A 12,690-nucleotide genomic window follows, 5' to 3' on the forward strand; every position below is an offset into this window, starting at 1 on the left:
AGATGTCAGACGGCGTTAAGGTTCACCGCGAGGGTCATGTTCTGGAAGTCACGCTGGAGCGCGGCAAGGTGAATGCCATTGATGTGCCCACGTCACAGGCGCTGGCTGCAGCCTTTCAGGAGCTGCACGAAGACAAGGATCTGCGCTGCGCGATCCTGACCGGTGGTGGAGAGAAGATATTCTCGGCTGGGTGGGACCTAAAGGCGCTCAATGACGGAGAGATGCAGCTCGATAATTGGTGGGAGACCGATGACTACGGCTTTGGCGGCTTCACCGGGCTCACTGAAAACTGGGCGCTGAACAAGCCCGTAATTGCTGCGATCAATGGGTTGGCCATTGGTGGCGGGTTCGAGATGGCGTTGGGGTGCGACCTGCTGATCGCCGCCGATCACGTGGAATTCGGGCTGCCGGAAATGCCCCTAGGCATCGTGCCGGACGCGGGCGCGCTGCAACGATTGCCGCGCCGCATTCCGCACAACATTGCGATGGAGATGTTCTTGCTGGGCCGCCGCATGACCGCGCAGGAAGCAGCGCACTATGGGCTGGTCAACAAGGTGGTGCCGAAAGAGCAGTTGATGGATGCTGCGCGCGAATGGGCGGCTTCGATTGCCTGGTCGGCACCGCTTGCGATGCAATCCGTCAAAGAGGTGCAGCGCGAAATCGAATGCGTGCCACTGGAGCAGGCGTTTCACAAGATGCGCACGGACCCGATGCCGATCTATCGCAAGATGCTCAAATCAGATGATGCTGCCGAAGGGGTGGCGGCTTTCGTGGAAAAGCGCGAACCCAACTTCAAAGGTGAATGATGTATCCTGATCCTATCAGCGTCACCCGCATCACCAGCATTGGCGCGGGCCCAATTGGCGGCGGCTGGGCGGCGCATTTTCTGGCCCGTGGCTATGATGTGACGGCCTATCTGCATGACACCAGTGAAACTGAAGCATTCCATTCGATCCTCAACACCGCCTGGGGCAGTCTGACGGATCTGGGGCTGGCTGAGGGCGCGTCTTTGGACCGTCTCCGCATTGTCACCGACCTTGAACAGGCGCTGGAGGGTGCGCAGTTCGTGCAGGAAAGTGCACCGGAGCGGTTGGAGATCAAACAATCGCTTTACGCACAGATGGGAGAGGTGCTGCCGCCTGACGTTGTCATCGGCTCCTCAACCTCCGGTCTGACAATGAGCGAGATCCAAGCCAAATGCGCGACCCCTGAACGCTGCGTGATCGGACACCCGTTCAATCCGCCCTACCTGCTGCCGCTGGTCGAGATTGTGGGCGGTGACAAAACTGCGCCGGATGCCGTGGTATGGGCCGGGAAGTTTTACGAAATTGCGGGCAAAGCGCCGCTGTTGATGAAAAAAGAAATCCCCGGCTTCGTCGCGACGCGCCTGCAAGAAGCGCTCTGGCGCGAGGCCTTGCACATGGTTGCCAATGGCGAGGCGACGCCGGAAGACATCGACATTGCCTTGATGAATGGGCCTGCGCCGCGCATGGTGTCCCAAGGTCAGTGTATGGCCTTTCACGTGGCCTGTGGCGCGGGCGGCATGGCGACCAATCTGGATCAGTTTGGCCCCGCGCTAAAGCTGCCCTGGACTCGGCTGGAGGCACCAGAACTCACCCGAGAGCTGCGTGGCCGCATGGTCGATGGTTGCAATGACATCGCCGGAGATCGCCACTTTGAGGATATGGCCGCGCAGCGCGATCGAGAGATTGTCGCAGTGTTGCGCGCGTTGCGCGAGGCGCGGTTGGATTAGGGACGGCCCGGAATCTCCTTAAGCGTTGAAAGGAAATCTGACAGGGAACCGGGCCAACTCGGCGCCGGTTCATTTGCAGGCCATGCCTCTCGGTATTCCGAAGGGCGGCGACCAAAGAATTTGCCAAAGGAATAGGCAAAATGTGACAGGGTGTTGAACCCTGACGCGGTGGCAATCTCGCGCACGCTGAGATCGGTGGAGATCAGCAGCAACCGCGCATTCTGCAACCGTCGCAACAAACCGAACTGCACCACAGTGCAACCGACGTGTTTCTTGAATTTCCGCTCTAGCTGTCGCTGCGAGACATCCAGCTTATCAGCGATCTCCGGCACGCTGAGCGGTTCTTCTATGTTCCCTTCGATCAGCGTCATCGCCTCACGCACCAGCGGCAGCATGGTCTCCGTGCTGCGCCCCATGGTGGACCGCTGTGACGCACCCGCGTTGCGGATCGGGTGATGCAACATTTGATCGGCAATTTCGCCCGAAAAGCCACTGCCATGGGTGCGCTCGATCAAACGAAGCATTAGATCCACGCCCGCGAGCCCACCCGAGCAGGTCATGATCTTGCCCTCGATGGTGAACAGGCATTCCTGCACATCCACCCGGTTAAAGCTTTCGCGAAAACCGCTGAGCCAGGACCAGTGGATCGTCGCCGGCTTTCCGTCCAACAGACCCGCCCGCGCGACAATATAGCAGCCAAGCTCAACCCCGCAGATACTGCTCCCCGCCCGCGCGCGCTTGCGCAGCCAAGCGGTAAGCGCGCGGTTATCGTAATGCTCCGTCCCCCAGCTGCCCAAAACAAAAATGTAATCCGCTGGCGGCAGGTTGTCCTGCTCTGCTGAAACGCGGGTTGTCATGCCATTGCTGGCCACGATTTCAGTGCCGTCAAAGGACACGATGTCCCAAGAAAACAGGGGCTCTGCCGAAAGATAATTCGCGATCCGCATCGTTTCGGTCATGGTGATCAATGTGGTTATGTTGAACCGTGGGACCACCACAAAAATGGCATGATGCACAGCGCGGGGCGTCTGCTGGGTCATGTCGATTTGCATGAGCTAAAGTCCAGATTGCATAGTGCGATTTTTCGCCAGCATAGCCGAAAGACTGTCGGATAATCGACATCTTTCTTACCCTTTCCCGCGTCAAGCTGAAAAAAATAGGGGGTTTGCCAGATGAACTATGAGGTTGTCCTGACTTGCGCCGTGACTGGCGCGGGCGATACCACGGGCAAAAGTCCGCATGTGCCCGTCACGCCGAAAGAGATCGCTAATGCGGCGATTGAGGCGGCCAAGGCAGGGGCCTCCGCCGCGCATATTCACGCGCGTGATCCCGAGACGGGCCAAGGCTCACGCGACCCGAAGCTTTTCAAGGAAATCGTGGACCGGGTGCGCGACAGTGACACCGATGTGGTGATCAATGTGACCGCCGGGATGGGCGGCGACTGGATCTCGGACCCGGCCAACCCAGCGATGCCGGGCCCCGGCACGGACATGATCGGCCCCGAGGAACGGCTCGCTCACATCAAGGAATGCTTGCCCGATATATGTTCACTGGATTGCGGGACACTGAATTTCTCTGACACGGACATGATCTATATCTCTACCCCGCCAACACTGCGGCGTATGGCGGCATTGGTGCAGGAATGGGGGGTGAAGCCGGAACTGGAAGTCTTTGACCTTGGCCATATCCGCTTCGCCAAGGCGATGGTGGATGAGGGGCTGATTGATGCGCCTCCCATGTTCCAGCTTTGTCTGGGCATTCCCTGGGGCGCGGATCAGACCGTCGAAACCATGGCTGCCATGAAAGCGCAACTGCCTGCCGGGGCCAGCTGGGCCAGCTTCGGGATTGGACGCGGTCAAATGCCCATGGCAGCGGCCTCTGTCGCGTTGGGTGGCAATGTGCGCGTAGGGCTGGAGGACAACATCTATTTGGAGCGCGGGGTTCTGGCGACCAACGGCCAGCTTGTCACCCGTGCCCGCGAGATCATTGAGCGCATGGGGGGGCGTGTGCTGACCCCGCAAGAGGCGCGCAACAAGCTGAAGTTGAGAGGCGCGGATGGCTGACCTCGCCGATACAGGCAGTTTGCAGGTGCGTAATGTCTCGAAACTGTTCGGGACATTCCGGGCAGTCAACAACATCAGTCTGGATATTCAGAAAGGTGAGTTTCTGACTCTGCTGGGCCCCTCGGGGTCGGGCAAGACCACGCTGTTGATGATGATCGCGGGGTTCCTCGATATCTCTGAAGGGGACATTGCGCTGGATGGGTCCTCCATCGCGCAAACCCCCGCGGAAAAACGCAATTTTGGCATGGTATTTCAGGGCTACGCGCTGTTCCCCCATATGAGCGTGCGAGACAACATCGGATACGCCTTGAGTGTGCGCAAACGTCCCACGTCAGAGATTAGGGCGCGGGTCGACGAGATGCTGGAATTGGTTCAGCTGCAGGATTTCGCGGACCGCAAGCCGGGGCAGCTGTCCGGCGGGCAGCAACAGCGCGTCGCGCTGGCACGTGCGCTGTGTTTTGCGCCACCGGTGTTGCTGTTGGACGAACCGCTTGGCGCGCTTGACAAGAAACTGCGGGTCGAGGTGCAGGAGCAACTCAAGGATATTCACCGCCGAGTTGGCACGACCTTCATCTACGTCACCCATGATCAGGAAGAAGCGCTGTCCATGTCGGACCGCATCGTGATCATGCGCGACGGGGCGATTGAACAGATTGGTACGCCTCAGGAGCTCTATGAGCGGCCAGTGAACCAGTTCACGGCCAGTTTCTTGGGCAAATCCAACTTCATTCAGCAAGACGGCAAAACTTACGCCCTGCGTCCCGAAAAAATCGACCTGCGCAAAGGCGCGGGCCATGCGGAGGCACAGACGAGTGGGGTGGTGCGCTCTATTACCTACTTTGGTTCAATGCAGCGCGTCATCGTGGATGCCAGCGATGGTACCGAAATCGAAGTGGACATCGATGTCTGGCGCAACAGCGAAGCCTTGAACGAAGGCGATACCGTGGACCTGTTGTGGAAAGACGAAGCTGCTGTGGAATTACAAACGGGCTAAAGCCCCAAAAACGTGTGCCGCCAAAAGGTGCCATTGAGCAAAAGTCCGGGAACTCCCGAACCCAATAGGAGGATGAAAATGCACGATAGACAATTCAAGAAAGAGATGCTGCAAGACAGCGCGCAGGCCTACAAGAAAGGCCGCATGGATCGCCGCACGTTCCTGGCGCTTTGTGGTGCCTCGGGCGTGGCGATGAGCGCCGTGATGGCAGGTGATGCCGAAGCCGCTGCTGATCACGTGGTGATGTGGAACTGGGGTGGCCAGTCTGAAGAATGCCACGGCTCCGCCATTGGCGATGCCTTCACCGCCAAGACTGGCAAGGGACTGAAATTTGACACCTCCGGCCCTCTGGAAGGCAAGATCAAGGAAATGGTCGACAGCGGCAATGTCACTGCCGACGTTGCGGACGCAGACCTTTTCAATGCCGTGTCCCTTGGGCCAACAGGCCATCTGGAACCAATTGATTACTCTGTTGTTTCCAAGGAAAAGACCCTGCCAGGCTATGCGCTGGAATATGGGGTTTCGATCATCCTTTATGGCTATGCCTTTGTCTATGACACCGAAGCCTATGGCGATAATCCCCCGCAGAACTGGGCGGATTTCTTTGATACCGCCAAATTCCCGGGCATGCGCTCGCTGTACAAATGGGCCAATGGCTCGCTCGAAGCAGCACTTATGGCGGATGGCGTTGCGGGCGATGCGCTTTACCCGTTGGACATGGATCGCGCCCTCGCCAAGATCAAATCGATCAAGGACAACAGCCTTTACTGGGGCTCAGGGTCCGAGGCGCATTCCATGGTAGTGAATGGCGAAGTCTCGCTCGGCATGGTCTGGCAGAACCGGGGACGTAACATCGAAAATGACACCGATGGGCGCTACAAGCTGGTGAACAATCAGGCCATGGCGATGCCGGGGGCCTATATCGTGCCCAAGGGCAACCCCGCAGGTGCGGCCGTAATGGACTTCATCGCCACAGCGCAAGAGGTGCCTGCACAGCTGGCGCTGCTTGATTGCCTTGGTATGACGCCCTCTAACCCCGAAGCCTTCGGCCAGATCCCCGAAGATCAGCAGCCTTATGCGATCACCTCGGCAATGAACATCGACAAAATCGTTTATAACGATCCCGACTGGTGGGGGAAAAACGGCGGTGATGCGGTGAACGCCTTCCTTGAGGCGATCAGCTAAACACGCCTGATAGCCGCCCGTGTCTTCCTGCGGGCGGCCATCGATTTGGCCCAGGACATTTCATGCAAGCCTTCACCCGACATATCCACCCCGGCTGGCTGATCATCGCACCTTTGATGCTGATGGTCATAGCGCTCTATCTGGGGCCGATCCTGAACATCCTGTGGCTCAGCGTCACGGACCCGGAACCTGGATTGAGTAATTACGCCAAACTGGCGGAAAGCGATGCGCTGATCCGCATTGTCTGGACTACGGTGCGCATCTGCATCATCACCACGATGTTCAGTGTCACGCTGGGCTATTCCATCGCCTATGCCATGGTGCACTGCCACCAACGCCAGAAGAACTATATGCTGACGTTGCTTCTTGTGTCCTTTTGGATTTCCATCCTTGTGCGCACTTTTAGCTGGCTGATGCTGCTGGGGCGCAAAGGGTTGGTGAACGGTACGCTGGAAAACATTGGACTGATTGCCGAGCCCATCGCCTTTATGCGCAATGAGTTGGGCGTGCTGATCGGCATGGTGCATTACATGATCCCCTATGCGGTACTGCCACTGCTGGTCTCGATGCAATCGCTTGATACGCGTGTGATGGATGCCTCGCGCAATCTGGGCGCCAGCAGCACGCAGACCTTCTGGCGCATTTACCTGCCACTGACCCTGCCAGGGTTGGTGGCTTCGACCCTGCTGGTCTTCATCCTGAGCCTTGGGTTTTACGTCACCCCTGCCGTATTAGGCGGTGGCAAAGTGCTCATGGTGGCAGAGTACATTTCTGTGCAATTGCTGGTCACCCTGAAGTGGGGCACAGCCGCGATGCTGGCGGCAATCATGCTGACGGGCGTTCTGGCGATGCTGTGGATCATGTCGCGTTTCATGAAGCTCAGCACCGTGTTTGGGGGGGCTGCACGATGACATCAGGTCTGTTCTCCAAGTTCAACCGCGTGGGCGCATGGGTTTTGTTGCTGTTTCTGGTGACGCCCGCGCTGATCGCCATTCCCGTATCACTGACGCCAAAGCGTTTTCTGTCTATGCCAAAGGGCGAATTGTCCCTGCGCCATTTTCAAAAGCTGTTCACTTCCGAGGAATGGCTGTCGAGCTTTTTCCAAAGTGGCGTGATCGCAGTCTCGACCTCACTGCTGGCAACATTCCTTGGCACGCTCTGTGCCATTGGCCTGTGGCGGGTATCCTCAAAGTATTCCGAGCTGATGCGCGCCTTCCTGCTGCTGCCGCTGATCATCCCGCAGATCATTTCTGCCATGGCGTTCTATCGACTGTGGATCCCGCTTGGCCTGTTGGACAGCTACGCCGGGCTGATCCTCGCGCATACGATCTTGGCAGCCCCCATGGTGCTGATCACAGTCAGCGCCTCGCTGGCGACCTTTGATCCCAAATTGGAACAAGCCTCCAAGAACCTTGGTGCTTCGAACTGGACCACAATGCGCCTGGTGATCCTGCCCTCAATCAAACCGGGGGTCTTTGCCGGAGCGCTTTTTGCCTTCATTCTCAGCTGGGATGAAATTGTCGTGACGCTGTTCATCTCCAAATACACCGTCTACACCCTGCCGCGCCGCATGTGGAACGGCATCCGCGAAAACACCGATCCGACGGTAGCCGCCGCCGCTGTGGTGTTGATCGCCATCACGCTTATTGCCTTCGTGATCTTTTCGATCATGTCCCGTCGTAACGACAAGTCCGAAGCCCCATAAAGGAGGCGCCTTATGAACATGGAAGCCAGTGTTGAAACCGACCTGCTGATCAGCACCGTCCGCCGCTTTGTGGAAACAGAAATGTATCCACACGAGGAGGAAGTGGACCAGATGGGCTATGTCCCCGAAGAGATTGGCCGTCAGATTGAGGCGAAGGCCCAGGAGTTGGGACTGTTTGCCTGCAACTTGCCCGAAGAGGTCGGGGGCGGAGGCCTTGGTTACGGGCCTATGTCCTTGATTGAACGCGAGTACGGCAAGACCAGCCATGCCCTGCAAAGCTGGGCTGCGCGTCCCACGGAACTGCTCATGGCTTGCGAGGGCGATCAGCGCGAACGTTACCTTTTCCCCGCGGTGCGCGGTGAAAAACGAGAGTTGTTCGCCCTGACGGAACCGGACGCGGGGTCGGACGTAATGGGTATGAAAACCAACGCCCGGCGGGATGGAGATGACTGGATCCTGAATGGTTCAAAGCATTTCATCTCTGGCCCCTGTATGCCCGATTTTGCGATCGTTTTTGCTGCGACGGGTGCTGACGAAACGCCACGTGGACCGCGCAAACGGGTGACGGCCTTTTTGGTGGACGTTGGCACACCGGGCTTTGACTGCCGCGAAGGCACCAAATGTGTCAGCTATCGCGGCTACAAGACGTTTGAACTGCACTTCGATAATGTGCGCCTTGGTCCGGGGCAGGTGCTGGGGGAAGAAGGGCGTGGTCTTGAACTCTCTGGCAAATGGCTGGGCATGGGGCGCATCTGGGTGGGGGCGACCTGTTGTGGCAAGGCGGAGCGCATACTGGAGATGGCCACCGAATGGGCCGCGTCCCGAAAGCAGTTTGGCAAACCCATCGGGGCGTTTCAGGCCACCGGTTTCCGGCTTGCAGATGGCGCTATTGGATTGCGCGCAGCCGACCTAATGGTCAAAGACGCCGTGGCGCGTGCCGAACAGGGCGTGATGAGCGATGCGGATGCGGCGATGATCAAGGTCTTTTGTTCAGAAATGCTGGGCAAGATCGCCGATGATGCGGTGCAGATCTACGGTGGCATGGGGCTGATGGAGGAAATGCCGATCCAACGCTTCTGGCGCGACAGCCGACTTGAGCGGATCTGGGACGGCACCTCTGAAATTCAACGCCACATCATCACACGCTCCATCCTGCGGCCCCTGGGTGCATGACCCCAAAGAGACGCGCCAACTTTGAGCGGCTTCTCAAGCCGCGCTCCATCGCTTTTATCGGCGGGCGGGATGCGACCATTGCCGTAAGAGAGGCGCGCAGGCGTGGGTTTGCAGGGCAAATGTGGGCGGTGAACCCCAGGCGAACAGATCTGAAGGGGGTGCCTTGCGTGCCCTGTATCGCTGATCTGCCTGAAGCGCCTGATGCTGTCTATCTGGCCATTCCCGCAGGTGGTATTGTCGCCGCATTGGGCGAATTGGCTGAGATGGGCGTCGGTGGCGTGGTCTGTTTTTCTGCAGGATTCAAGGAAACCGGCGATGCGGCGGCAGAACAGGCGCTGATCGAGGCAACCGGTGACATGGCCCTCATCGGTCCCAATTGTTACGGTTTGATCAACTACATCGACAACGCAGCACTTTGGTCTTTCGAACACGGTGGCTGGTCACCCGGTTACGGTGCAGCGATTGTCACCCAATCGGGCATGTTTTCCTCTGACATCACCATGTCTGCGCGCTCCTTGCCACTGGCATATATGGTATCGGCAGGCAATCAGGCGGTTCTGGGGTTAGAGGACTTTCTTGACGCCTTCGCTGATGACCCGGCAGTGCGTGCTATCGGGCTGCATATTGAGGGCCTTCAAGATATTCCCGCCTTTGAACGCGCCGCCCTGAAAGCCATTGAGCGAGGCGTGGCTGTGGTTGCGCTCAAGACAGGCAGCTCTTCAATCGGCGCAGCTCTGACTGTCAGTCACACGGGATCGCTGTCGGGGTCAGACGCGCTCTATGAGGCGTTGTTTGCGCGCACGGGCGTGATCAGTGTCACCAGCCCCGCGCAGTTTCTGGAAACGCTGAAGTACCTTTGTGTGGTCGGCGCGCCCAAGGGGCCAAGCGTTGCGGGTTTCACCTGTTCGGGGGGCGGCGCGACGATGCTGGCCGATCACGCGGAAAAGATCGGGCTCACGTTCTCGGCTGTCCGCGCAACGGAGCATGCGGCCCTGGTGGATCTGCTGCCAGACATCGCAACAGTGTCAAACCCGCTGGATTACACCACACCGATCTGGGGGCAGGCCGAATTGACCTATCCGGTCTTCGTCAAAGCGATGGACGCCGTAGGGGCCGAAGCGGCAGTTCTGGTGCAGGACTATCCTGCAGAAGGGCTAGATGCCTCCAAGATCTATTACCAAAACGATGCCAGCGCCTTTGCACAGGCTGCCTGCGATCGCGGAATCCCGGCAGCGATTTGTGCGACCCTGCCGGAGAATCTGGACAAGGTCACCCGCCGTTATCTGATCTCGATCGGAGTCGCGCCGATGCAGGGCATTCACGAAACGCTCAACGCCATGCAAAGCGCCAGCATTTGGGCCGCGCGACGTAATCGCATTCTGGCGACAAGGCCGGAGCCACTGATTGCCGGAACCCCGCCTGGCTCACTCGGCATGCTGACTGAGGACGCGGGCAAGGCCTGGCTTGCAGAGCGCGGTTTCACGATCCCTTCGGGCCGGACAACGACGGCTCAAAAAGCCGAGGTGGCCGCAAAAAAGATCGGCTATCCGGTCGCGCTCAAGATGATGTCTACCCGGCTGGCCCACAAGAGTGAGGCAGGCGCGGTTGCTCTGGGCATTGCCGATGGCGCCGCGTTAAAGCAAGCACTTGATCAAATGAACACGGCTGTCACTGCCTATGATAAGCAGGCCGTGAGCGATAGCTACCTGATTGAGGCCATGTCGCCCACGCCTGTTGCAGAGATGATTGTCACCTTGCGCAATGACCCGCAGTTTGGCGCAGCACTGGTGCTGGGCAGTGGCGGAGTTTTGACCGAACTGGTTGGGGATGCCACAACGGTCCTTCTGCCCTCCACGCAGGACGATATCGCCAGTGCTCTGAAATCGCTCAAGATTTTTCACCTGTTGGAAGGCTTTCGAGGCCGTCCACGCGCCGATATAAACAAGGTGGTCACCGTGCTGAACGACCTTTGTGATGCTTTCCTGCAGGCCCGCGAAAAGGTCAGCGAAATTGAGATCAATCCGATGTTTGTCTATGCTGACCACGTTGTCGCCGTCGACGCGTTGATCCACGAGAATTGCACATGAGCAGGTTGAAGGTAGCCCCCAACCCCGATCTGACCGTGGGGCCAGACAACAAGCAGCGTTGGAATCAGCCTGCCCACCGCCGCCATGGATTTCACAACGCGCACCGCCTGTTCCGACGCACCCTGATGGTGCGTTCGCGAAATGTGTTGATGCTCGAAGAGGCCCACCAGGACCTGACAGCAACCGTGCCCGCGTTGGCGGACCTTCTGGCACATCCCGCCTTCTCTGCGTTTTGCTGCCTACGGGACGGGCAGGTGATCATGGAACAGGCCGCACCAGATTTTGGGACAGACCGACCGCATTCGATCCAATCCATTACAAAACTGCACATTCACCTGATTATGGGACAGTTGATCGGCCAAGGGTTCGTCTCGCCTGACGCAAAGGTTGCACAGTATTTGCCCGATATTGGATCTGGCTACCGCGAGGTTAACGTTCAGGCTCTCCTGGATATGGCAGTCAGCAATGATTTTACCGAAGACTATGATGACCCGCATGCGGATTGCTATGATGAAGAGATTGCCCTGGGCTGGCGCCTACCCACCGAGGATCAGGAGGAAATCTCGCTCAAGGACTTTGCTTCCAGAATTAGGGGGTTCAGAGAGACAGAGGCGCGAACAGTAGCGGAGTACAAGTCGGCCAACACAGATGTGCTGACATTGATCGCAGCGCAGGTTTGCCCCGTCCCACTTACAGCACAAATTGAACGGATTGCAGATGCCGTTGGTTACGAGGGCGCCTTTCACATCAGCCTGAGCAAAGATGGTTTCCCTGCCTTTTCCGGTGGGGGTTGCCTGAGTGCTCGGGATCTCGCACGGTTTGGCCTATTTCTTGCGCGCGGCGGTCTTGATCTGTCTGGAAACGCATGTGCCAATGCAAATTTCCTCCGCCAAAGCCTGACCCGCTCAGCACCATCTCTGACACCGCCAAAAGAATGGCTGCGCTACTCCAACCATATCATGACCGACGGACGGGTGGTTGCGCATGCCGGTTACGGTGGCCAGTTCCTGATGGTGGACACGGTCACTGGCACGTCATGCGCGTTCCTGAGCGTTCTCGAAAACGACGCCGGGTATGATGACACCTTCATGAGCAACGTCGCGCAGGTTCTGCGACACGTCTGCTGCGCCGAAACCGCATAGGATTCAGGTATAGTAGCAAATGTCTCGCGCCATCTTTTCCAAGTTCGCCCGTTATCATAAATGACATCTGGAAGAACACTTTTCCTGACGCAGCGCGTGTGTATCCTTCTGTTTTCAGGCTACCTCTTGCGAAGCTCTGAGATTCATGAACGAACGACCGGTTCGTTGAAATCAGAAATTTTTTGGGCATCACAAATGAATGCCCGGTAATGTGCCGCCTTGATTGGAGCCAATGTCGGCTTTCCGCGATTCCAAGCCATTGGTGCGAGGTGCAGCATCCGGTATTCTTGGGCTCTGAGCCGTCGATCAGCCCGGTTTGTGCGAAGGGTGGCTTGTGGAAGACGAATGTCAGCACGATTGGCCAAGCCGATGAAATCGCCGGGTCATCTCGTTTTTCCTAAAGTCTGCTTACGGGAACAGGCTCAACCTTCGACCGCTGCACTGCCGCATGTCTGCTTCGAGCCCAATCTGCTCATTCATGAAAGGTGCGGCATCCGTCACGAAGGGCGGGAAGCGGTTCTCTGATCGCGGTATTGTCAAGGGCGTTGGATTTGTTGTCCGCCGGGGTCTTGGTTCTCTCCGAAGTCA

General features: G+C 58.0%; 11 protein-coding genes. 10 read left to right on the forward strand and 1 reads right to left on the reverse strand.

The window, feature by feature from the left end; genetic code table 11:
- The first annotated feature begins 2 nt into the window (after positions 1–2).
- Complete coding sequence (locus AC2FJF_RS17300; RefSeq protein ID WP_108862257.1) at positions 3–806, forward strand: carnitinyl-CoA dehydratase; 804 nt, start codon at positions 3–5, stop codon at positions 804–806.
- On the forward strand, positions 803–1,753 hold the full coding sequence (locus AC2FJF_RS17305; protein ID WP_282119699.1) for a 3-hydroxyacyl-CoA dehydrogenase NAD-binding domain-containing protein: 951 nt from the start codon (positions 803–805) through the stop codon (positions 1,751–1,753). Before AC2FJF_RS17300 ends, AC2FJF_RS17305 begins: the two co-directional genes overlap by 4 nt.
- Here the strand turns inward: AC2FJF_RS17305 and AC2FJF_RS17310 are convergent.
- Positions 1,750–2,793 carry a GlxA family transcriptional regulator gene (locus tag AC2FJF_RS17310; RefSeq protein WP_496726481.1) on the reverse strand — a complete coding sequence of 348 codons (1,044 nt, stop codon included), beginning with the start codon at positions 2,791–2,793 and terminating at the stop codon, positions 1,750–1,752. The genes AC2FJF_RS17305 and AC2FJF_RS17310 overlap by 4 nt on opposite strands.
- Positions 2,794–2,925: 132 nt before the next feature.
- Here AC2FJF_RS17310 and AC2FJF_RS17315 point away from each other — a divergent pair, with 132 nt between their 5' ends.
- The 8 genes from AC2FJF_RS17315 (at position 2,926) to AC2FJF_RS17350 (ending at position 12,102) form a co-directional block, all read left to right on the forward strand.
- Positions 2,926–3,816, forward strand: a complete 891-nt coding sequence (locus AC2FJF_RS17315; RefSeq protein WP_058272684.1) for a beta-keto acid cleavage family enzyme — start codon at positions 2,926–2,928, stop codon at positions 3,814–3,816.
- The gene (locus AC2FJF_RS17320; RefSeq protein ID WP_282119701.1) at positions 3,809–4,810 is read left to right on the forward strand and encodes an ABC transporter ATP-binding protein; all 1,002 of its coding nucleotides are present in this window, start codon (positions 3,809–3,811) and stop codon (positions 4,808–4,810) included. The genes AC2FJF_RS17315 and AC2FJF_RS17320 overlap by 8 nt, the downstream gene beginning before the upstream one ends.
- A gap of 78 nt (positions 4,811–4,888) precedes the next feature.
- Complete coding sequence (locus AC2FJF_RS17325; protein WP_058272769.1) at positions 4,889–5,995, forward strand: extracellular solute-binding protein; 1,107 nt, start codon at positions 4,889–4,891, stop codon at positions 5,993–5,995.
- A gap of 62 nt (positions 5,996–6,057) precedes the next feature.
- Complete coding sequence (locus AC2FJF_RS17330; protein ID WP_058272685.1) at positions 6,058–6,906, forward strand: ABC transporter permease; 849 nt, start codon at positions 6,058–6,060, stop codon at positions 6,904–6,906.
- A complete protein-coding gene (locus AC2FJF_RS17335; protein WP_108862254.1) occupies positions 6,903–7,700 on the forward strand; it encodes an ABC transporter permease in 798 nt (265 codons plus the stop codon). The genes AC2FJF_RS17330 and AC2FJF_RS17335 overlap by 4 nt, the downstream gene beginning before the upstream one ends.
- A 12-nt stretch (positions 7,701–7,712) precedes the next feature.
- Positions 7,713–8,873, forward strand: a complete 1,161-nt coding sequence (locus AC2FJF_RS17340; RefSeq protein ID WP_199913573.1) for an acyl-CoA dehydrogenase family protein — start codon at positions 7,713–7,715, stop codon at positions 8,871–8,873.
- The gene (locus tag AC2FJF_RS17345; protein ID WP_496726482.1) at positions 8,870–10,960 is read left to right on the forward strand and encodes an acetate--CoA ligase family protein; all 2,091 of its coding nucleotides are present in this window, start codon (positions 8,870–8,872) and stop codon (positions 10,958–10,960) included. The genes AC2FJF_RS17340 and AC2FJF_RS17345 overlap by 4 nt, the downstream gene beginning before the upstream one ends.
- Positions 10,957–12,102: a serine hydrolase domain-containing protein gene (locus AC2FJF_RS17350; protein ID WP_282119703.1), complete on the forward strand. Its 1,146-nt coding sequence runs from the start codon at positions 10,957–10,959 to the stop codon at positions 12,100–12,102. The genes AC2FJF_RS17345 and AC2FJF_RS17350 overlap by 4 nt, the downstream gene beginning before the upstream one ends.
- Positions 12,103–12,690 lie beyond the last annotated feature (588 nt).

The organism is Ruegeria sp. CDSB013 (assembly GCF_059611165.1).

Coding starts and splice junctions, on each gene's coding strand:
- AC2FJF_RS17300 (WP_108862257.1), top strand. CDS start 3: ATGTCAGACGGCGTTAAGGTTCACCGCGAGGGTCATGTTCTGGAAGTC.
- AC2FJF_RS17305 (WP_282119699.1), top strand. CDS start 803: ATGATGTATCCTGATCCTATCAGCGTCACCCGCATCACCAGCATTGGC.
- AC2FJF_RS17310 (WP_496726481.1), bottom strand. CDS start 2,793: ATGACCCAGCAGACGCCCCGCGCTGTGCATCATGCCATTTTTGTGGTG.
- AC2FJF_RS17315 (WP_058272684.1), top strand. CDS start 2,926: ATGAACTATGAGGTTGTCCTGACTTGCGCCGTGACTGGCGCGGGCGAT.
- AC2FJF_RS17320 (WP_282119701.1), top strand. CDS start 3,809: ATGGCTGACCTCGCCGATACAGGCAGTTTGCAGGTGCGTAATGTCTCG.
- AC2FJF_RS17325 (WP_058272769.1), top strand. CDS start 4,889: ATGCACGATAGACAATTCAAGAAAGAGATGCTGCAAGACAGCGCGCAG.
- AC2FJF_RS17330 (WP_058272685.1), top strand. CDS start 6,058: ATGCAAGCCTTCACCCGACATATCCACCCCGGCTGGCTGATCATCGCA.
- AC2FJF_RS17335 (WP_108862254.1), top strand. CDS start 6,903: ATGACATCAGGTCTGTTCTCCAAGTTCAACCGCGTGGGCGCATGGGTT.
- AC2FJF_RS17340 (WP_199913573.1), top strand. CDS start 7,713: ATGAACATGGAAGCCAGTGTTGAAACCGACCTGCTGATCAGCACCGTC.
- AC2FJF_RS17345 (WP_496726482.1), top strand. CDS start 8,870: ATGACCCCAAAGAGACGCGCCAACTTTGAGCGGCTTCTCAAGCCGCGC.
- AC2FJF_RS17350 (WP_282119703.1), top strand. CDS start 10,957: ATGAGCAGGTTGAAGGTAGCCCCCAACCCCGATCTGACCGTGGGGCCA.